This window comes from Streptomyces sp. SID14515, assembly GCF_010548505.1.
Classification (GTDB): Bacteria; Actinomycetota; Actinomycetes; order Streptomycetales; family Streptomycetaceae; genus Streptomyces; species Streptomyces caviscabies.
In genome coordinates this window covers 123280-142796 of the sequence record NZ_JAAGMH010000121.1, presented here as the reverse complement: position 1 = coordinate 142796, position 19517 = coordinate 123280, and the positions used below count along the sequence as shown (strand labels likewise).

Annotated in this window: 20 protein-coding genes; 12 read left to right on the top strand and 8 right to left on the bottom strand. The window is 73.2% G+C overall.

Translation table 11 applies throughout. The annotated features are described in order from the left end of the window. Positions 1-49: 49 nt before the first annotated feature. On the bottom strand, positions 50-1873 hold the full coding sequence (locus G3I54_RS29260) for an ABC-F family ATP-binding cassette domain-containing protein (RefSeq protein WP_164618791.1): 1824 nt from the start codon (positions 1871-1873) through the stop codon (positions 50-52). Positions 1874-2071: 198 nt separating this feature from the next. Between G3I54_RS29260 and G3I54_RS29255 the strand changes: the two genes are divergently transcribed. The 5 genes from G3I54_RS29255 to G3I54_RS29235 all read left to right on the top strand — a co-directional run bounded on the left by G3I54_RS29255 (position 2072) and on the right by G3I54_RS29235 (position 5327). Continuing rightward, entirely contained in the window at positions 2072-2407 is a 336-nt protein-coding gene (locus tag G3I54_RS29255) for a hypothetical protein (RefSeq protein ID WP_343240458.1), read from the top strand. Positions 2408-2534: 127 nt separating this feature from the next. After that, a complete protein-coding gene (locus G3I54_RS29250; RefSeq protein ID WP_343240457.1) occupies positions 2535-3635 on the top strand; it encodes a hypothetical protein in 1101 nt (366 codons plus the stop codon). Further along, positions 3632-4714, top strand: a complete 1083-nt coding sequence (locus tag G3I54_RS29245) for a hypothetical protein (protein WP_164618785.1) — start codon at positions 3632-3634, stop codon at positions 4712-4714. Before G3I54_RS29250 ends, G3I54_RS29245 begins: the two co-directional genes overlap by 4 nt. A 104-nt stretch (positions 4715-4818) precedes the next feature. Beyond that, complete coding sequence (locus tag G3I54_RS29240; protein ID WP_006125193.1) at positions 4819-5070, top strand: type II toxin-antitoxin system prevent-host-death family antitoxin; 252 nt, start codon at positions 4819-4821, stop codon at positions 5068-5070. Further along, positions 5067-5327 (top strand): Txe/YoeB family addiction module toxin, encoded by a 261-nt coding sequence (locus G3I54_RS29235; protein WP_164618783.1) that lies wholly within the window; start codon positions 5067-5069, stop codon positions 5325-5327. Before G3I54_RS29240 ends, G3I54_RS29235 begins: the two co-directional genes overlap by 4 nt. Positions 5328-5330: 3 nt before the next feature. Here the strand turns inward: G3I54_RS29235 and G3I54_RS29230 are convergent, their stop codons facing one another. Further along, entirely contained in the window at positions 5331-6668 is a 1338-nt protein-coding gene (locus tag G3I54_RS29230; RefSeq protein ID WP_164618780.1) for an acyltransferase, read from the bottom strand. A gap of 335 nt (positions 6669-7003) precedes the next feature. Between G3I54_RS29230 and G3I54_RS29225 the strand changes: the two genes are divergently transcribed. Beyond that, positions 7004-7735, top strand: coding sequence for a hypothetical protein (locus G3I54_RS29225; RefSeq protein WP_164618778.1), 732 nt, complete (start codon positions 7004-7006; stop codon positions 7733-7735). Positions 7736-7754: 19 nt separating this feature from the next. Here G3I54_RS29225 and G3I54_RS29220 read toward each other — a convergent pair whose 3' ends face one another. The 5 genes from G3I54_RS29220 to G3I54_RS29200 all read right to left on the bottom strand — a co-directional run bounded on the left by G3I54_RS29220 (position 7755) and on the right by G3I54_RS29200 (position 12349). Next, complete coding sequence (locus G3I54_RS29220) at positions 7755-8651, bottom strand: 4-(cytidine 5'-diphospho)-2-C-methyl-D-erythritol kinase (protein WP_164618776.1); 897 nt, start codon at positions 8649-8651, stop codon at positions 7755-7757. Beyond that, positions 8648-9538, bottom strand: a complete 891-nt coding sequence (gene rsmA, locus G3I54_RS29215; RefSeq protein ID WP_164618774.1) for a 16S rRNA (adenine(1518)-N(6)/adenine(1519)-N(6))-dimethyltransferase RsmA — start codon at positions 9536-9538, stop codon at positions 8648-8650. Before rsmA ends, G3I54_RS29220 begins: the two co-directional genes overlap by 4 nt. Then, positions 9535-10833, bottom strand: a complete 1299-nt coding sequence (locus G3I54_RS29210) for a resuscitation-promoting factor (protein WP_164618772.1) — start codon at positions 10831-10833, stop codon at positions 9535-9537. Before G3I54_RS29210 ends, rsmA begins: the two co-directional genes overlap by 4 nt. Before the next feature lie 175 nt (positions 10834-11008). Further along, a complete protein-coding gene (locus G3I54_RS29205; RefSeq protein WP_164618770.1) occupies positions 11009-11875 on the bottom strand; it encodes a TatD family hydrolase in 867 nt (288 codons plus the stop codon). A gap of 102 nt (positions 11876-11977) precedes the next feature. Then, entirely contained in the window at positions 11978-12349 is a 372-nt protein-coding gene (locus G3I54_RS29200; RefSeq protein WP_164618768.1) for a hypothetical protein, read from the bottom strand. Positions 12350-12801: 452 nt separating this feature from the next. On the opposite strand from G3I54_RS29200, the gene G3I54_RS39105 reads away from it, so the two are divergent. The 5 genes from G3I54_RS39105 (at position 12802) to G3I54_RS29180 (ending at position 16798) form a co-directional block, all read left to right on the top strand. Then, the gene (locus tag G3I54_RS39105; protein ID WP_007455151.1) at positions 12802-12978 is read left to right on the top strand and encodes a hypothetical protein; all 177 of its coding nucleotides are present in this window, start codon (positions 12802-12804) and stop codon (positions 12976-12978) included. A 10-nt stretch (positions 12979-12988) separates the two neighbouring features. Next, on the top strand, positions 12989-13765 hold the full coding sequence (locus G3I54_RS29195) for a hypothetical protein (RefSeq protein WP_164618766.1): 777 nt from the start codon (positions 12989-12991) through the stop codon (positions 13763-13765). A 101-nt stretch (positions 13766-13866) separates the two neighbouring features. Then, a complete protein-coding gene (locus G3I54_RS29190) occupies positions 13867-14802 on the top strand; it encodes a hypothetical protein (protein WP_203687343.1) in 936 nt (311 codons plus the stop codon). Further along, on the top strand, positions 14799-15728 hold the full coding sequence (locus G3I54_RS29185; protein WP_164618762.1) for a hypothetical protein: 930 nt from the start codon (positions 14799-14801) through the stop codon (positions 15726-15728). Before G3I54_RS29190 ends, G3I54_RS29185 begins: the two co-directional genes overlap by 4 nt. Then, positions 15725-16798 carry a serine hydrolase domain-containing protein gene (locus tag G3I54_RS29180; protein WP_164618760.1) on the top strand — a complete coding sequence of 358 codons (1074 nt, stop codon included), beginning with the start codon at positions 15725-15727 and terminating at the stop codon, positions 16796-16798. The genes G3I54_RS29185 and G3I54_RS29180 overlap by 4 nt, the downstream gene beginning before the upstream one ends. Positions 16799-16812: 14 nt before the next feature. On the opposite strand, the gene rsmI is transcribed toward G3I54_RS29180, so the two are convergent. Beyond that, positions 16813-17694, bottom strand: coding sequence for a 16S rRNA (cytidine(1402)-2'-O)-methyltransferase (gene rsmI, locus G3I54_RS29175; protein WP_203687326.1), 882 nt, complete (start codon positions 17692-17694; stop codon positions 16813-16815). A gap of 53 nt (positions 17695-17747) precedes the next feature. On the opposite strand from rsmI, the gene G3I54_RS29170 reads away from it, so the two are divergent. Further along, positions 17748-19514 (top strand): phospholipid carrier-dependent glycosyltransferase, encoded by a 1767-nt coding sequence (locus tag G3I54_RS29170; protein WP_164618755.1) that lies wholly within the window; start codon positions 17748-17750, stop codon positions 19512-19514. Positions 19515-19517: the final 3 nt, after the last annotated feature.

Below are 19517 nucleotides of genomic sequence, written 5' to 3'. Positions count from 1 at the left end.
TCCCTGCCGCCCCGTTCTACCACCTGCCCCACCGGCCCCACGGGTCCGGTCAGGCGTCCTCGGCCAGTTCCAGCCAGCGCATTTCCAACTCGTCCCGCTCGGTGACCAGTTCGCGCAGTTCGGCGTCGAGCTTGGCGACCTTCTCGAAGTCGGTCGCGTGGTCCGCGATCTGCTTGTGCAGCGTGGTCTCGCGGGTGGAGAGCTTGTCGAGCTGCCGCTCGACCTTCTGCAGCTCCTTCTTCGCGGCGCGTGCCTCCTGCGCGGAGACGGCCGGTGCGGCGGCGGGGGCGGCGGCCCCGGACGAACGGGGGGCGGCGGCGGAGGGGGTGGACTCCTCCTCCATCCGCTGCCTGCGCTCCAGGTACTCGTCGATCCCGCGCGGCAGCATGCGCAGGGCGCGGTCGCCGAGGAGCGCCATGACCTTGTCCGTGGTCCGCTCGATGAAGAACCGGTCGTGGGAGATCACGATCATCGACCCGGGCCAGCCGTCGAGGAGGTCCTCCAGCTGGGTCAGGGTCTCGATGTCGAGGTCGTTGGTGGGCTCGTCGAGGAAGAGGACGTTGGGCTCGTCCATCAGCAGCCGCAGGATCTGGAGCCGGCGGCGCTCACCGCCGGAGAGGTCGCCGACGGGCGTCCACTGCTTCTCCTTGGTGAACCCGAACTGCTCGCAGAGCTGGCCCGCGGTCATCTCGCGGCCCTTGCCGAGGTCGACCCGGTCGCGCACCTGCTGGACGGCCTCCAGCACCCGGAGGTTCGGGTTCAGCTCGGAGACCTCCTGGGAGAGGTAGGCGAGCTTGACGGTCTTGCCGACGACGACCTTCCCGGCGGCGGGCTGCTCGTCGCCCTGCGTACGGGCGGCCTCGGCGAGGGCGCGCAGCAGCGAGGTCTTGCCCGCGCCGTTGACGCCGACCAGGCCGACGCGGTCGCCGGGGCCGAGCTGCCAGGTGAGGTGGGTGAGGAGGGTCTTGGGCCCGGCCTGGACGGTCACGTCCTCCAGGTCGAACACGGTCTTACCGAGGCGGGCGTTGGCGAACTTCATCAGCTCGCTGGTGTCGCGCGGCGGCGGCACGTCGGCGATGAGCTCGTTGGCGGCCTCGATGCGGTAGCGCGGCTTCGACGTACGGGCCGGGGCGCCGCGGCGCAGCCAGGCCAGCTCCTTGCGCATCAGGTTCTGCCGCTTGGACTCCTCGGTGGCGGCGATGCGCTCCCGCTCGGCGCGGGCGAACACGTAGTCGCTGTAGCCGCCCTCGTACTCGTGGACGGCGCCGCGCTGGACGTCCCACATGCGGGTGCAGACCTGGTCGAGGAACCACCGGTCGTGGGTGACGCAGACGAGGGCGGAGCGGCGGGCCCGCAGATGGCCGGCCAGCCAGGAGATGCCCTCGACGTCGAGGTGGTTGGTGGGCTCGTCGAGGACGATCAGGTCCTGCTCGTCGATGAGGAGCTTGGCCAGGGCGATACGGCGGCGCTCGCCGCCGGAGAGCGGGGCGATGACGGTGTCGAGCCCGTGCTCGAAGCCGGGGAGGGCCAGGCCGCCGAAGAGCCCGGTGAGCACGTCACGGATCTTGGCGCTGCCCGCCCACTCGTGGTCGGCGAGGTCGCCGATGACCTCCTGGCGGATGGTCTTCGCCGGGTCCAGGGAGTCGTGCTGGGTGAGGACGCCGAGACGCAGCCCGCCGTTGTGGGTGACGCGGCCGGTGTCCGCGTCCTCCAGCTTGGCGAGCATCCGGATGAGGGTGGTCTTGCCGTCGCCGTTGCGGCCCACGACACCGATCCGGTCGCCCTCGGACACCCCGAGGGACACACCGTCGAGCAGGGCACGGGTGCCGTACACCTTGCTGACCTGCTCGACATTGACCAGATTGACGGCCATTTCACTCCTGCCTAGGTGGTTGATCGACCTTCCCAGGGTACGGCGCGGCGGCGGGGAGCCGGTCGTGCGGCCTCGGCGTCCCGGCCGGAGGGTCGAATACCCTCGTCCGTGGCGTATTCCATGGCCTATGGCGACAGATGTGAAAACGGGGGCGTACGGGTGGTAGTCGTCGCGACGGTGCTGCGGTGGATCTTTCTCGTGGCCGGAGTGGGAATCCTGGTGGCTTTCCTCGTCACCGCCGTCCGGGCCCGCCGCGCGGGCGCCGGCTTCGGCGAGCTGGTCGACGTACTGGAGAACCGGTGGTTCGCCACGAACCAGGTGTTCCTCGCCGTGCTGGCGGGTCTCGCCGGGTCATGGGCCGCGGAGTGGGCGGGCGGAGCGCGCGGGGCCGTCGCCGAGTCCGTGCCCACCCTCGCCCCGCTGGGCATCGTCGCCGCGTTCGTCGTCTGCCGCGCTGCCGGGCCGTTCCGGGTGAAGCTGCTCTCGCTGGTCGCCGCGCCGCTGCTGCTGGGCGGAGTGATGACGGGCTGGTGAGCCCCGGGGCCGGGCCCGGCCCGCCCGGTGACGGTCCCGGGCCGTGCGGTAGCGTGCGCCGACTGATCATGGGGCCTGGGGGGTCGGAGTGGCGGCGACGGCGTGGGAACGGTTCATCGGTCATCGGGTGGCGCCGAGAGCGGCCCTGGTCGTGCTGGCCGCGGTGCTGGTGGCCGGTTTCCTGCTCGTACGGTCCGAGCGGCGCGACGCCCATAACGCCGAGGTCCTGGAAACGGCCTGCGGAGGTGTCCTCCCGCGCGAGACGGTGCGTGGTCTGCTGCCCGGGGACGAGACCTGGGAGCTGTACGACGACCTCGACCTGACCGGGCCGTCCGGGCACGGTCCGCGCACCCTGCTGCGGTGCTCGGTGGGGTGGGACGAATACTGGGGCAGCGCGTCCGGGAGTCTGCGACTCGCGGCGGTACCGGTGCTGGACGTTCCGCTGTCCGGCGTGCGGCTCGGGGACGTCCTCTCCGCGCGGAACGCGAAGGAGCCCGACCGGGCCACCGCGTACCGGACCGCCACCGCCCAGGTCACCGCCGCCTGCCCAGCCGGTCTGCCCGGTTACCCGCACCCGGTGACCCGCTTCCGGGTCCATGCCTCGTCCCTGTCCGACGAGCCGGAGCACGTCCGCACGGCGGAGGAGCTGAGCGACGCGGTGGCGGCCGTCGCCAACCACGTACGGGACCGGGGCGGCTGCGGAGGTCCGGCGGTGAAGCCCTCGGACGTCCAGCCGCCGCCGGAGCCCGTCGCGGACGCGGACGAGGAGTCCGACGAGGACCCGCCGTCCTGCCGCTGGTTCCGGCCGGAGCTGCTCGACGGCAAGCCCCGGGGGCGCGACGATCGGGAACCCGCCGGCGTCACGAGCGACGACGTGGACGCCTGCTCCCTGAGGGTGCCGCGTGTGAAGCCGGCGAATCGACTGGACCACTTCGCCGAAGTGGGTTCGGTGAGCTGGCGGGGGCCGCTGCTGCCCGAGGCGCGCACGGCGTACGGGGCCGAGCTGGCCGCCCTGTCCCCGGCCCCGCAAGCGGAGAGCGGCGAGACGTCGTACACGCTGGCCGTCTGGGCCGAGTCCTCGTGCTCGGGAGCCCGGACGCTGAGCCGGGTGACGGTGACGACGGCCGCGGCCTCCCTCGCCACCGACCGGGCCGACCGGATTCTCGACGCGTATCTGACCTCGTCCGGCTGCCGTGCGGTGAAGGTCCTCGGAAAGGTGTGGAAGTGAGCGACGTCCGTTTCTGGCGCAGGCTACGGGTGCGCCGCACGGCTGCCTGGACCGTGACCGCGGCGGTGCTGGCGGGCGGGCTCTTCTGGGTCTCCGGCGGCTACGACTCCTGGCGCGACGACCGGGCGCTGGACACGGCCTGCGACGGCGACCTGGCGGCCGGCGCGGTACGGGAGCTGTTCGACGGCATCTCCCTTACCTCGTCGGGCAGTTGGAGCGACCGACGGTACTGCACGGTCAGCGCGTCCGACGACGACACGGACACCGGCCTGTCGCTGTGGGCCGGGCACACGGAACGCATGACGAATCTGGAGAACTCCGACGGCTTCGACGCGCCTCTGGGGCACGGCTGGACCGGCTCCTTCCGGTTCGACCCGGACAGCGAGGACCCGGACGAGGCGGGGGCCGTCCTGCTGCTGAGCTGCGGCAAGGAGTCCGGTCACGGGCGGCTGATGACGGTGGACGCGGACCTCGGCCGGGGCGGATTCGACGATCCGGTGGCCCGGGAGCGGCTCGTCGCCGTCCTCACGGAGACGGCGACGGCGTACACCCGGCGCACCGGCTGCGAGGCTCCGGCCGGCGGGCGGGTGAAGGACGTCGGCGTCTCGACGAACCGCAGGGACTACAAACCCGTCGCGGCGGCCACGGGGAGCTGCGCGGGCGTGCTGGACGAGAAGACCGCCGCCCGGTGGGGCGTGAGCACGGTGCGGGAGGTCACGGCGGACCCGGCGCCCTTGGAGAACTGTGACCTGGGCGGTCTGCGCGGTGCGTTTCTGTACGGCTTGACCGCGTCCTACGGGCCGTCCGCCCGGTACGCCCGCATGCGGCTGGACGATTGGCGGGACAGCGACGCCGCCGCCCGCAGGGGCCCGGACGCGCTGAGCGGCTCCTACGCGCTGGCCGCCCGGTGCCCCGGAGCGGGCGGGACGGCCCTGTTCGAGGTGGACACCCTCGGCGACGAGGACAACCCGAAGCTCGCGGCGCCGCTCGTGGACCACCGCGGGCTGCGGGCGGCGCTCCAGCGCTTCGCCGAGCGCTCGGCGAAGAAGCACGGCTGCGAGGCGCCGCGGGCGGTGTAGGGGCGGGGAGGGTGCGGCGGGCGGGCACCTTGCCGCTCCCTCCCAGCTACCTGTACGCTTTTCCGTACGTACAGGATGATGTACATAGAGCACGGGAGGCGATCATGCGCACGATGACCTACACGGAGTCCCGCGCGAAGTACGCCGAGACCCTGAGTGCAGTCGTGGACGACCGTGAAGAGGTCGTGGTCACGCGTGCCGGACACGAGCCCGTGGTGATAGTGGCGCTCGACGAGTACGAGTCCCTCAAGGAGACCGCGTACCAGCTCCGGAGCCCGGAGAACGCCCGTCGGCTGCTGGCTTCGATCGACCGCCTGGAGAGCGGCGGCGGCACTGTGCAGGAGCTTGCGGAGTGAAGTTCGTGTGGGACCAGTCGTCGTGGGACGACTACGTCTGGTGGCAGAACCAGGATCGCAAGATCCTCAAGAGGATCAACACGCTGCTCCAGGACATCGCCCGGAACGGCAACGAAGGAATGGGCAAGCCGGAACCCCTGAAGCACGGCTTCCACGGGTACTGGTCCCGCCGCATCACCGACGAGCACCGGCTCATCTACAAGGTGGTCGACGACGAGGTCCGCATTGCCGCCTGCCGCTACCACTACGGCCACTGACCCCTACCGCACGCCCGCTCCCCGCCCCGCCCGTTCCACCAGCAGCCAGCCGCCCAGGGTCATCGCGACGGCGGCCGGGGCGCTGACCGGGATCGCGATCAGCAGGGCCGTGCGGCCGTCCAGCAGGCCGTTGAAGCCGACCATGGACAGGCCCAGCACGCCGAGCAGGCAGAGCGTCGCGCCGAGCGCCGCGAGGGGGCCGTGGCCCTGGGCGGGTGTGGCGGGGGCCGGGCGTTCGAAGGTGCGGAAGGCCGCGACGAGTCCGGCGGTGAGGGCCGCCGCGAGCGCGATCCGCAGCGGGACCTGGGCCCACCAGGCGGCCGACGCGGGCTCGGGCAGTGGGACGTCGAGGGCGAGCATGGCCCCGTACACGCCGAACATCGCCGTGAGGTGCCAGAGGAACGCGGTCATCGCCACCCCGTTGGCCGCCACCACCGTGCGCCAGACGCGGGGGCGCTCCAGCAGGCGGGCGGCCGGGGCGCGGAGCAGTTCGACCGCGCCGACGAGCCAGAGGCCGTGGGCCAGCAGGGCGAGGGTGGGCGGGGCCATGTTGCTGACCTTCTCGCCGGGCATCCCGACCATGGACAGCGGGTACGGCCCGAACGCCACCAGCGCGCAGGCGGTGACCAGGCCGCCGCCGGCGAGCAGGGCGGGGCGGCGCAGGCGGAGGTGACCGTCGGCACGCAGGAAGCCGAGCTGGTGGACCGCCAGCCAGACGAACGCGAAGTTCAGGAACTCGACGTACGGGACCCCGGCCGCGAAGCGCAGCACGTCCACGGCGGCGGCCGCGGCCACGAGGGCGGCGAACGCCCCCCAGCCGTACCGCTCGTGCAGCTTCAGCAGCGGCGGGGTGAACGCGACCATCGCCAGATAGATCCCGATGAACCACAGCGGCTGGGTCACCATGCGCAGGGTGACGCCGGTCAGCCCGCCGCCCCCGCCGAGGAGTTGGACCAGCAGCGCGGCCACGCCCCACACCAGGACGAAGACCATGGTCGGGCGCAGCAGCCGCTGGAGCCGGGCGCGCAGGAACGCGGAGTAGACGGAGTGGGTGGCGGCCCCTGACGTGGCCTCCGGGCGCTTGCGGAGCAGGGAGCGGTAGGACAGCGCGTGGGAGAAGCCGCCGACGAAGAAGAACACCGGCATGACCTGGAGCAGCCAGGTCAGCGGCTGGAGCGCCGGGACGACGGCGAGCAGATTGCCGACCCCGTCCGGGGTGACGGCGGCCATCAGCCAGTGGCCGAGCACGACCGCGGCGAGCGAGGCGACCCGCAGGAGGTCGACGTAGCGGTCCCGGGTGACGGGGGTGGTCCCGGCCAGTTCACGAACACTTGATCCCATGGGCGTACGGTCGCGCGAGCCGGGTGGGGCGCGGCAGGGTGCGCGTACTCAATTCGACGCCTGAGTAGCCGAGTCGGCGAACCGAAGAGGCCGGAAAGCGCCAGAAAGCGCCGAAACGATTCGGAAGCGTCCTACTGCGGAGTAGATCTGGACAGGCCGGTCATTGGCGAGTAAAACGAGCATAAAATCTGCTCTTCGGGGGAGACGGCGCAGGCCACCAGGGGTTTCGCCGCTCCGCGCGGCCCGGCATCGCGGCCCGCGGGGCAGGCACACCGGCGACCCCTCGGCGATCTGCCGCGGCGCCCGCCGTTCCCGAGAACCGGAGTACCGAAACCGTGCGGATTTCTCGTCACTTCGCCCCTGTCGTCCTGCTCGGCGTGCTCGCCCTGACAGGGTGCGAGGGCGGCACCCGGACCGACGACAGCGCCCCGGCGACCTCGCCCACCGCCACGCCGACCGCTTCGGCCACCCCCACGGCCACTCCCTCCCCCACGCCCACCGCGACCCTCGCGCCCGATCCGGTCGTGCCCGCCCTGCACAGCCGGACCTACGAGGAGGCGCGGGCGGAGTTCACCCGCCAGGACATATCCACCGCGCGCCTGAAGGCCGCCGCCCAGCACAAGGACGTCACCCTCCCCCGGGACCACGACGGCTGGTACATCTGCGACACCAGCCCCGGGCCCGGCGCCCGGCTCACCGCCGACGCCACGGTCACCGTCGGGCTCGCGAAAGACTTCAGCGACTGCACGACCAGCTTCCACGGCTATCTGCACCAGAAGAACGACCCGGCCTACGTCCCGCCCAGGACGGCCGCCCCGAAGCCGAAGCCCACCGCCACCCGCGCTCCCGCCCCGGCCCCCACGAAGGCCGTGCCGAAGCCCGCCGGCGGCTCGATGACCACCTGCTCCGACGGCAAGCCGGGCTACGCCTGCACGTCCAACGGCCACCCCGTCGTCGACGGCCAGTTCTGCGCGAAGGCCGACCGCGGCCGCACCCTCATGGCCACCAACCGGACGATGGTCACCTGCTCCTACGACCCCAGCATCACGCCGTACCGCTGGCAGTGACGCACGAAGCCGCCGTGGCTCACGAGGCCGCCGTGGCCCCCGGCGCCGGCGACACCGCCACGCGCGCCTCGCGGCACGTTCCGGAGGCCTTCAGCGCGTCGGCCACCTTGCGGGCCGCCGTCTCGTCCTCCACCAGAAACGCCGTCGTCGGCCCGGACCCGGAGACCAGCGCGGCCAGGGCCCCCGCCTCCGTGCCCGCGGCCAGGGTGTCGGCGAGGGAGGGGCGCAGGGAGAGCGCGGCGGGCTGGAGGTCGTTGCTCAGGGCGCCCGCGAGCGCGCCGGAGTCGCCGGTGCGCAGGGCGGTCAGCAGGGCGGCGGACGCGGTGGGTTCGGGAACGTCCGTCTCCGCCGTGAGGCGGTCGAACTCGCCGTAGACGGCGGGCGTGGAGAGGCCGCCGTCCGCCACGGCGAAGACCCAGTGGAAGGTCCCGCCGACCTCGATCGGAGTGAGGTTCTCACCGCGTCCGGTGCCGAGCGCCGCCCCGCCGACCAGGCTGAACGGCACGTCGCTGCCCAGGTCCGCACAGATAGCGAGGAGTTCGTCGCGGCTCGCGCCCGTACCCCACAGGGCGTCGCACGCGACCAGGGCGGCCGCCCCGTCGGCGCTGCCGCCGGCCATGCCGCCCGCGACCGGGATGTCCTTGGCGATGTGGAGGTGGACGGCGGGGTCGATGCCGTACCGCTCGGCCAGGGCCAGGGCGGCGCGGGCGGCGAGGTTGGTGGTGTCCAGCGGGACCTGGGCGGCGTCCGGGCCCGAGCAGGTGATGCGCAGTTCGTCGGCGGGGGTCGCGGTGACCTCGTCGTACAGGCCGACGGCGAGGAAGACGTTGGCCAGGTCGTGGAAGCCGTCGGGGCGGGCCGCGCCCACGGCGAGCTGGACGTTGACCTTGGCGGGAACGCGGACGGTGACGCTCACTTGTCGCCCCCGGAAAGCTCGGCCGCCTCCGGCTTGTTCTCCGCGATGGCGGCGAACTCCTCCACCGTCAGCGCCTCGCCGCGCGCCTGCGGGGAGATCCCGGCGGCGACCAGCGCGGCCTCGGCGGCGGGTGCGGAGCCGGCCCAGCCGGACAGCGCCGCGCGCAGCGTCTTGCGGCGCTGGGCGAAGGCCGCGTCCACGACCGCGAAGACCTCGGCGCGGCTCGCGGTGGTGGCGATGGGCTCGGTGCGCCGGACGAGCGAGACGAGGCCGGAGTCGACGTTCGGGGCGGGCCAGAAGACCGTGCGGCCGATGGACCCGGCGCGCTTGACGTCCGCGTACCAGTTGGCCTTCACCGACGGCACGCCGTAGACCTTGTTGCCCGGGCGGGCGGCGAGCCGGTCGGCGACCTCGGCCTGGACCATGACGAGCGTCCGCTCGATGCTGGGGAAGCGCTCCAGCATGGTGAGCAGGACGGGCACCGCCACGTTGTACGGGAGGTTCGCGACGAGCGCGGTGGGCGCGGGGCCGGGCAGTTCGGTGACCAGCATCGCGTCGGAGTGGACGAGGGCGAAGCGGTCGGCGCGCTCCGGCATCCGGGCGTTCACCGTGGCCGGCAGGGCGGCCGCGAGCACGTCGTCGATCTCGACCGCGATCACCCGGTCCGCCGCCTCCAGCAGCGCCAGGGTCAGCGAGCCGAGCCCGGGGCCGACCTCGACGACGGTGTCGTCCGGGCGGACCTCGGCCGTGCGCACGATCCGGCGGACGGTGTTGGCGTCGATGACGAAGTTCTGACCGCGCTGCTTGGTGGGGCGGACCCCCAGCTTGGCGGCCAGGTCGCGGATGTCTGCGGGGCCCAGGAGGGCGTCGGGCTCTGTGCTGCTCACCCGGTAAGCCTACGGCCGCAGTGGGGCCACGGGCTCGCCCCCCGTTGCACGTAGAGCTTCTTCGCCCGGTACGTCTGCTCGGCGGCGGGTGCGTCCTGGGGCCGGCCGCTGCCGCCGAGGGACTGCCAGGTCCCGGTGTCGAACTGGTACAGCCCGCCGTACGTCCCGCTCGGGTCGACCGCGCCGGGCCGCCCACCGGACTCGCAGGCGGCGAGCGCGCCCCAGTTCAGCCCGTCCGCCCCGGCGACCGACGCGGGGCGCTGCCGGGTGCCGGTGCGTACGACGCGGCTCACCGGCCGGTGGACCAGTTCCTCGGCGGCCCTGCGCGGCTTCTGCCGGACGCCGTTGACGGTCCGTACCGCGTACGTGACCCGGCGCACGCCGTTGCGGCCCGCCCGCTCGACGACCTCGGTGCCCCGGAACAAGGCGGGATCCTCGCTGCGCTCGACGGCGTACGGGACGGTCTCCTCGCGCACCTCGCGGGTGTCGGTGATCCGCATGACGGAGATCGTCTGGCCGTCGCGCGGGAAGTACTCGGGGTCGACGGAGGTGGTGTCGTGGCCGTGCAGGGTGATGCCCGCCTGGGCGAGGGCCTCGCGGACGGTGGCGGCGTTGGTGCGCAGGGTGCGTTCCTGGCCGTCGGCCATGAAGGTCACGGTGCGTTCGGTGCGGACGGTCAGGGTCAGGCCGGTGCGGGCGATCCGGGTGGAGCGGGCCGCGGAGAGGTGCGCCCCCTCGGCGCGGATCCCGAATTCGCGCAGCGCCCCCGCCACCGTGTCGGCGGTCGTCCAGACCTGGCGGCGGACGCCGTCGAGGGTGAGGGTGACCGGCCGCCCGTAGCGGATGTGGACCTCGTCGCCGTGGTCGAGGGCGGCGCCGGGGGCCGGGGCGACGACGTCGTGCGCGCCGACGGTGACGCCCTCCTCCGCCAGGAGCTCGGTGACGTCGTCGGCGAAGGTGTGCAAGGTCCGGGGCGCGCCGTCGACGCTCAGCCGGACGGCCTTGTCCTGGGCGACGAACGCGGTGGTGCCGCCCGCCAGGAACGCGACGACGAGGGCCTTCGGGACGAGACGCTTCAGGTTCTCCGGGTCGGCGACGAGCCTCCGGCGACGCTTGGCGGCCCGCCGGGCGTCGGCACGGGTGGGGCCCTGCCGGGGCACCACGGGCGGCGGCCCGGCGAGCGGGGTGTCGACGACCGTCGGGGCGTGGGCGGCGGGGCTCGCCGGCCACGCCCCGTCGGCCAGGGTCAGCTGTTCGTGGAACGCGCCGATGCGCCCGTCCCGCGCAGTACTCACGCCGCTGTCCTGCGAAATGCTCACGCCGCTCCCGAAGATCAGCCCACTGCCGGAGATCCGCCGGCTGCCACCCCGTCGTGCGCGGGGACGATAGCGGAGCTCCGGTCACTCTCCAAAGCGACACGGCTACGCAGCGTGCCCGGGAGGGTTCGGGCGGTGGTCGGGGAGCCGGCGGTCAGAAGTCGAAGGCCCGCGCGGTGTTGTCGTAGACCGCGGCGGCCAGCACGTCCTCGTCCAGGCCCTTCACCTCGGCCATGGCACGGAGCGTGACCGGAATGAGGTACGGCGCGTTGGGCCGTCCGCGGTAGGGGGCGGGGGTGAGGAAAGGGGCGTCCGTCTCGACGAGGACCAGCTCGGCCGGGGCGACGGCCAGCGCGTCCCGCAGCGGCTGGGCGTTCTTGAAGGTCACGTTGCCCGCGAAGGACATGAAGTACCCGGCGCGCGCGCAGATCCGGGCCATCTCGGCGTCGCCGGAGTAGCAGTGGAACACGGTCCGCTCGGGCGCGCCCGCGTCGCGCAGGACCCGCAGCACGTCCGCGTGCGCGTCCCGGTCGTGGATGACGAGGGCCTTGCCGTGCCGCTTGGCGATCTCGATGTGGGCCCGGAAGGACTCCTCCTGGGCCGCGACGCCCTCGGGGCCGGTGCGGAAGAAGTCCAGGCCCGTCTCGCCGACCCCGCGCACCTGGTCGAGGGCGGCCAGCGCGTCGATCTCCGCCAGCGCCTCGTCCAGGGCCGCCTTGCCGCCGGGCTCCCGCGCCCCCTGCCGCGCGGTGCCGTCCGGATCGCCGTGGACGATGCGCGGGGCCTCGTTGGGGTGCAGGGCGACCGAGGCGTGGACGGCGGGGTGGGCGGCGGCGGTGTCGGCGGCCCAGCGGGAGCCGGCCACGTCGCAGCCCACCTGGACGACGGTCGTCACGTTCACCGCGGCGGCCCGGGCGAGGGCCTCCTCGACGGTGGCGTCCTGCATGTCCAGGTGGGTGTGGGAGTCGGCGACCGGAACCCGCAGGGGCTCGGGCAGCGGCGGGGCTTCGGTACGGCTCATGCCGACGACTCTACGAGGGCTCGGCCCCCGTACGACGTCGGCGTCCGGCGTACCGGGAGAGGACGTACCGGGAGAGGGCATACCGGGAGAGGCGGAGAGGCATCACCTGCGCTGGAAGGGGTGGAGCAGGTCGGACAGCCGCCAGTGGCGGGCCGGGTCGGCGGCGGTCGACACCGTACGGTCCTCGGCGGCGGCCTCCGCGGCGCGCGGCGTCTGCTGCTTCCGCAGCAGCTCCTGGACGCCGGCGACCCGCCCCGCCCGCATGATGCGCACCACGTGTCCGCCGCAGTTGGTGCAGGTGGGCGTGGAGAGCGGGGACGGCACACGCTCACCGTCCGCCGTGTAGACGACGAACGCGTGCCCGTGGACGTCGACGTGGTGCTCTATCTCGTAGGACTGCTCCCAGCCGTACCCGCACTTCATGCAGGCGAAGGCATACGCCTCGTGGACAGTGGTCGCTGCGATCTCGCTCATGCCTGCTCCTCCTGGCCGCCGGTCAAGCGCTCCGGGGACGGCCGGCCCGCCCGAGGGGTTCGAACAGGTGGCCCGTCCCTTCCAGTGGACACCTGCACCCGGACGGACGCACCAGCTCAGGACCAATGTTGATGCGTTCTTGGCCTCCTTTTGCCGCCCTTTGCCGGTGCATGGCGCGGGACAGGTCCAGGGCAGGACAGCGCGTGACCGCCGGGCCACCGAGCGCCCCCGAGCGCGCCCGGCGCGGACCGCGAACGCGCCCGCGCACCACCCCCGCCTGAACCCCCCTTCTTCCCCGAATTCCCGGGCTTTCGCCCCGCCCGCGCCCCATGAATTCACCATTCAATTGAATGCGTGATTTACCCGGATGCCGCGCCCCGATTTGCGGCGCCTCCATTCCTCCTTTTCACTCATTACGTCCACCCCATTTCCCACAGGACGGGGAACAACCCATGTTCACCACGGACACCACTGCCACCGACATCGAGCTCGACCTCGACGCCGCTCTCAACCCCGGCGAGGTCGAAGGTCTGTACCGCGACTCCCGCGAGTGCGCCTACCTCGCGCTTCTCGCAGGCGGCGGCGCCCTGCTGCTCTCGCCGCCGACCCCGCGCCCGAAGAAGGGCTAGTCGCCGGCACATGGACCAGACACATGCTTCGTCGCCCCTGGCGGGTGCCGTGCATGACCTGGCAACAGAGGTGGTCCTCGCTCTTCGGAGCGGGGACCACCTCGCCACGGTGTGCGGCGCGGCGGGAATCGACGAGGAGAATCGGACCGGAATCGCTGCGGTACGGGTCATCGGGGCCGACCTGTTGCTGCCCAGTGTTCTTTACGGACGTCATCCGCATCCGGGTGATATCGCCGTACTCGACCGGGCGGTGCGGGAATTCCCGCCCAAGCCCGACGCCCCGGCCGCCACGGCCTGGAGCCACTGGCACATGATCTCCACGCTCCAGCGGATGGCACCGCCTCCACCGGGCATGACCGCTCCGGGCACAACCGATCCGGGCGCGACCGCGTCCGGCACAACCATGTCCGGCACGACCCCTTCCGGGCCCGGGACGGCGTACGCGGAGCCCGATGCCTCCTGGCTGGAGGAGGCTCCCTGGCAGGCGTTCACCCACCAGCTCTCGGTCCTCGCGCCGCTCGCCGTCCCGGCCGCCCCCTCGGCCGTACAGCGGGCCGCGGCGAACCGGGCCGTCGACCTGTCGCGCGGCTTCGTCCGCGCGGTCCGGCGGCGCGACTGGCTCCAGGCGGCGGGCGCGGGCCGCTGGCTCGCGGCCATCGGCGGCGAACCGGCGACGCTGGGCCTGGAGCGCGGCCTCGACTTCGTCGAGCTGATGGGCGGCCACGACCCCCGGGTCACCCTGCACATCCGGGCCGCCCGGCTGATGGCCGAGGCGAGGGCACGGTGACGGCGAGCGCGACCCAGGACCGCCCGGGGCCCGAAAGCCGCCCGAACCGCCCGGCGCACGACCGGACCCCCGGCGCCGCGCTCGCCGTCCTCCCCGACGTCCTGCGCGGGGCCCTCGCCTGGACCGACGCGCACCGGGGCGACTTCGCGCTCCCCGGCGACGTCCTGGAACCCCACACCCAGGTCAACGCCACGCTCAAACCGCTCGGCGAGCTGGCCCAGCTCGGCTCCACGATCCGCCGCACCACCACCCCCGGCACCCGGGAACACGAGCTGGCCGGCGACCTCGTCGCGTACGCCTGGGAGCAGGTGGCGGCAGGCGATCTCCTCCTGGAGCTGCTGCGCGCCGAGCCGTTCGCCGCGTACCCGTACGAGATCTACGCCGCCTTCGCCGGGTACGGGCTGCGCCACGAGGGGTTCGAGGCGCTGGCCCGCCCGCTGACCGCGACCCGCGCCTGGGCCCACACCGAGCAGCACGCCAACCGGCAGCTGGGCCTGGTCAACTCGGAGCGGCGGGTCGGCGTGGTGACCCACACCGACGCGGGCGCGGTCCTGTCCCGGACCTGGCTGGGCGGCCTGTCGGAGCCGTGGATGTTCGAGGGTCCGTCCGGCTACGCGCTGACCCACACCGTCTTCCACCTCACGGACTGGGGCCGGATGCCGGACCGGGTGCCCGGGAAGATCGACGGCTATCTGCGGACCTGGCTGCCCGCGTGGGCGGACGGCTGTCTGGAGAGCGGCCAGTGGGACCTGACGGGCGAACTGCTGGCGGTGGCGGCCTCGCTGCCGGGCCCGGCGCCGGAACCGCTGCTGGACGCGGTGTGGCCGGTGCTCGCCGACGTACAGCACCCGACCGGCTGCGTCCCGGAGACCGGCCCGCCGGCGCAGGACCCGACGGCGCCGGACCCGTACCCCTTCATCGACTGCTACCACTCCACGCTCGTCACGGCCTTCGCCGCGGCCCTGTCCCTGAGGTCGCTGCGGTCGCCGGGGCGGACGGACGGGTTCGCGCCCGGCCGGGAAAGGCGCACCGCATGAGCAGCGGCATCCAGCAGATCCACGACGTCGGGGCGAAGGCCCTGGGCTGGCTGTACGAACACCGGGAGGGGTTCCGGCTGGAGGCCGACCCGTCGCCGGAGGCGGGGATGCTGGACCGCTTCAAGCCGCTGGGCGAGCTGGCGCTGATCGGCAAGGTCATCTTCCGCGAGGGCGTGGCCGGCTCGCAGCAGTCCTCGCTCGCCCACAAGCTCCTGGACCACGGCTGGCACGAGCTGCTGGGCTCCGGGGCGCGCCTGCTGGAGGGCCAGCGGCGCGAACCGCTCTCACCGGTGCCGCTGGAGGTCTACGTACCGTTCCGGGAGCTGGGCTATCGGCAGCCGGACCTGGAATCCGCGATCCGCCTCAACCACCGCCTCGCGAGCTGGGCGGCGCTGGAGGTGCTGCCGGTGCGGCGGCTCGGACTGAGCGCGATCGAGCGGCGGTTCGGGGTGGAGCCGAGCCTTCCGGAGACGGCGGCGCTGGCGCACACCTGGCTGGCGCGGCGGCCCGAGCCGTGGACGGTCGAGGGCCATATCGGCTACGACATCACGCACACGGTGTTCCACCTCACCGACTGGGGCGAGAAGCCGGCCGGGCTGCCCTCCGACATCGCCGAGTACCTGGCGCTGTGGCTGCCGGTCTGGCTGGACGACTGGCTGGACCTGAAGCGCTGGGACCTGCTGGGCGAGCTGCTGGTGGTCGACGCCTGTCTGCCCGAACCGACGCTGGACCCGGCGGCCTGGCAGGGCTTCGCGCAGGCCCAGCAGCCGGACGGGGCGATGCCGGTGGTGGGCGCGATGCCGGAGGGCGACGAGGAGTCGGTGTTCGACCTCGTCTACCACCCGACGCTGGTCGCCGCGTTCGCCTCGGCGCTCGCGATGTCCCGCGCCCTGTCCGACCTCTCCGCCGCACCGGCCCCGGCATGACCGACACGACGGCGGCCCCGGTGACCGCCCCCGGCTCCTCGGCCACCGCCCGCCTCCTGGCCGAGGCGGCGCGGGCCGTCGACGCGCCGGACCTGGTACTCGCGGTCAGCCGCAGCGGGGTGCGCACCGTCCACACCGGCGGAAGCGCGGAGCCGGGCCCGGTGGACCGGGAGCATCTGGCGTACGAGCTGGGCTCGGCGTCGAAGCCGTACGCGGGGCTGCTGCTGGCCCGGCTGGTGGCGCAGGGCCGGGTGCGGTACGAGGACCGCGCGGCGGACCTGCTGGCCCCGGGCTTCCCGGTGCACCCGGCGGTGCGCCGGATCACCCTGCGCCATCTGCTCACCCACACCTCGGGGCTGCCGGGCCTGCCCGCCGACTTCTACCCGCAGGCGGTGCCCCGCTGGTCGACCGACCCGTACGGCGGCTACCCGGCCGACCGGGTGGTCCGGGCCTTCCTGCGGGCCCGCCCGCGCCACCGGCCCGGAACCCGCTGGCACTACTCGAACTTCGCCGTCTCGGTGCTCGGCCACACCCTGGCGGCGGCCACCGGGACGCCGTGGGAGGTCCTGCTGCACCAGCAGGTGCTGGCCCCGCTGCACCTGGAAGCGACCCGGGTGCGCCCGGGCCTGGAGGGCACGGAGGCGGTGGGCCACCGCCGCGACGGCACGCCGGTGCCCACGCTGGACACCGGGGGCTTCACGGCGGCGGGCGCGGTCCGGGCCACCCCGCTGGACCTGCTGACGTTCCTGGAGGCGCATGTGGGCCCGGCGGCGGATGCGGGCGGGTCCGACCCCCGCGACCCGGCGCTGAGCGCCGCGCTCGCCGACGTGTGCCGCCCGCTGCTGCGACGCGGCCTGCGGCACACGCACACCCACACCCTCACGTGGTTCCACCACCCGTCCCCGTACGGCCCGGTCCTCTTCCACGCCGGGGCGACGCTCGGCCAGCAGGCGTTCCTGGGCTTCCGCCCGGACACGGGTCTGGCGGTGGCGGCGACGGCGACGCGGCGGGTGCACCGGGCGGACACGTTCGTGGCGACGGCGTACGGACTCCTGACGGAAACGCCGTAGGCCAGGCGGTACGGCTACGGCTTCGGCGGGGCCTTCTCCGCGTTCTTGGCGGCGACCACCGCGTCGAACACCTCCCGCTTGGGCAGCCCGGCGGCGGCGGCGACAGCGGCGATGGCCTCCTTGCGCCGCTCCCCCGCCTCCTCGCGCACCCGCACACGCCGTACGAGCTCCTCGGCGTCCAGCCCCTCGTCGCCGGAGTCGGTGGCGCCTTCGACGACGACGGTGATCTCCCCGCGTACGCCCTCGGCGGCCCACACGGCCAGCTCGCCGAGCGGACCGCGCTTGACCTCCTCGTACGTCTTGGTCAGCTCGCGGCACACGGCGGCGCGGCGCTCGGAGCCGAAGACCTCGGCCATGGCGGCGAGGGTGTCGTCGAGCCGGTGCGGGGCCTCGAAGAAGACCATGGTGCGCCGCTCGTCCCCGACCTCACGGAGCTTGGAGAGCCGTTCACCGGCCTTGCGCGGCAGAAACCCCTCGAAGCAGAAACGGTCGACGGGCAGCCCGGACAGGGCCAGGGCCGTCAGTACGGCGCTGGGCCCCGGGACGGCGGTGACGCGAATGTCCCGCTCCACGGCGGCGGCGACGAGCCGGTACCCGGGATCGGAGACGGACGGCATGCCGGCGTCCGTGACGAGGAGCACCCGGGCGCCGCCGGCCAATGCCTCGACCAGCTCCGGCGTACGGGCGGACTCGTTGCCCTCGAAGTAGGAGACGACACGCCCCGAGGTGTGGATGCCGAGCGCCTGGGTGAGCCGGCGCAGCCGCCGGGTGTCCTCGGCGGCGACGACGTCGGCCCGCTCCAGTTCGGCGGCGAGGCGCGGCGGGGCGTCCGCCACGTCACCGATGGGGGTTCCTGCGAGCACGAGCGTTCCAGTCGTTCCAGTCACATCAGCCATCCTCGCAGCACGGGCAGCGCCCTCCGCACAGATGCGTTCCCTACGATGGCGCGGTGACGAGTACCGCACCCGAGACCCAGCGGGGCCAAGACGCCGGGGACCCGCTCGGCGAACAGCCGACCTCCTGGCAACGGCGGCTGCGCCGCTTCGGCCATGTTCCGCGCCCGGAGACCTCTCTCCGCGACCGGCTGGACCCGCCGTACACCCGGCCGGGGCGGCAGATGTGGTCGGTGCTCGCGATCCCGCCGCACCTGGCGGACCGCCTGGTGCGCTGGTCCGGCTGGGGCGGCCCCCTCCTGGTCACCCTGGTCGCGGGCCTGCTGCGCTTCTGGAAGCTGGACCAGCCGCACGCGGTGATATTCGACGAGACGTATTACGCGAAGGACGCGTGGGCGCTGGTCAACCAGGGGTACGAGGGGTCCTGGCCCAAGGACGTCGACAAGCAGATCCTGAACGACCCGTCCTCCGTGCCGATCCCGACCGACCCGGGCTATGTGGTGCATCCGCCGGTCGGCAAGTGGATCATCGGCTTCGGTGAGCAGCTGTTCGGCTTCACGCCGTTCGGCTGGCGGTTCATGGTGGCGGTGCTCGGCACGCTCTCCGTCCTGCTCCTGTGCCGGATCGGCCGACGCCTCTTCCGCTCGACGTTCCTGGGCTGTCTGGCGGGCCTGCTGCTCGCGGTGGACGGGCTGCACTTCGTGATGAGCCGGACCGCGCTGCTGGACCTGATCGTCATGTTCTTCGTGCTGGCCGCGTTCGGCTGCCTGGTGGTGGACCGGGACCACGCCCGGCGCAGACTCTCCGACGCGCTGCCGGAGGACGAGGAGGGCGTCCTGCGCCCGGACGCCCGGATCGCGGAGACCCTGCGCCTGGGGTGGCGGCCGTGGCGGCTGGCGGCGGGCGTGATGCTGGGCCTGGCCTTCGCCACGAAGTGGAACGGCCTCTACGTCCTGGCGGCGTTCGGCCTGATGACGGTGTTGTGGGACGTAGGGGCGCGGCGTACGGCAGGGGCTGTCCACCCGTATCAGGCGGTGCTGCGCCGCGACCTGATCCCCGCCTTCTTCTCCACGGTCCCGGTGGCGATCGTCACGTACGTCGTGTCCTGGACCGGCTGGATCGTCACGGACAAGGGCTACTACCGCAACTGGGCGGCCACCGAGGGCAAGGACTCCTCCTGGAGCTGGCTGCCGGACTGGCTGCGCAGCCTGTGGCACTACGAGAACCAGGTGTACGACTTCCACGTGGGCCTGACCTCGGGCCACACGTACGAGTCGAACCCCTGGAGCTGGCTCGTCCTCGGCCGCCCCGTCTCGTACTTCTACGAGGAGCAGACGGGCTGCAAGGAGTCGTCGACGGGCAAGTGCGCCGCCGAGGTCCTGGCCATCGGCACCCCGCTGCTGTGGTGGCTGGCGTGCTTCGCCCTCGCCTACGTGGTCTGGCGCTGGTTCTTCCGCCGCGACTGGCGGGCGGGCGCGATCGCCTGCGGTGTGGTGGCGGGCTGGCTGCCCTGGTTCTTCTACCAGGAGCGCACGATCTTCCTCTTCTACGCGGTGGTGTTCGTCCCGTTCCTCTGCCTGGCCGTGACGATGATGCTGGGCGCGATCCTGGGCCCGGCGACGGACACGGGCACCCGCGCCGAACTGGGCCTCACCACCCACGACCCCACCGGCGAACGCCGCCGCACGCTGGGGGCGATCGCGGTGGGCGTGCTGGTGCTCCTGATCATCTGGAACTTCATCTACTTCTGGCCGCTGTACACGGGGACGCAGATCCCGGAGGACCTGTGGCGGGACCGGATGTGGCTGGACACCTGGGTGTAGCGG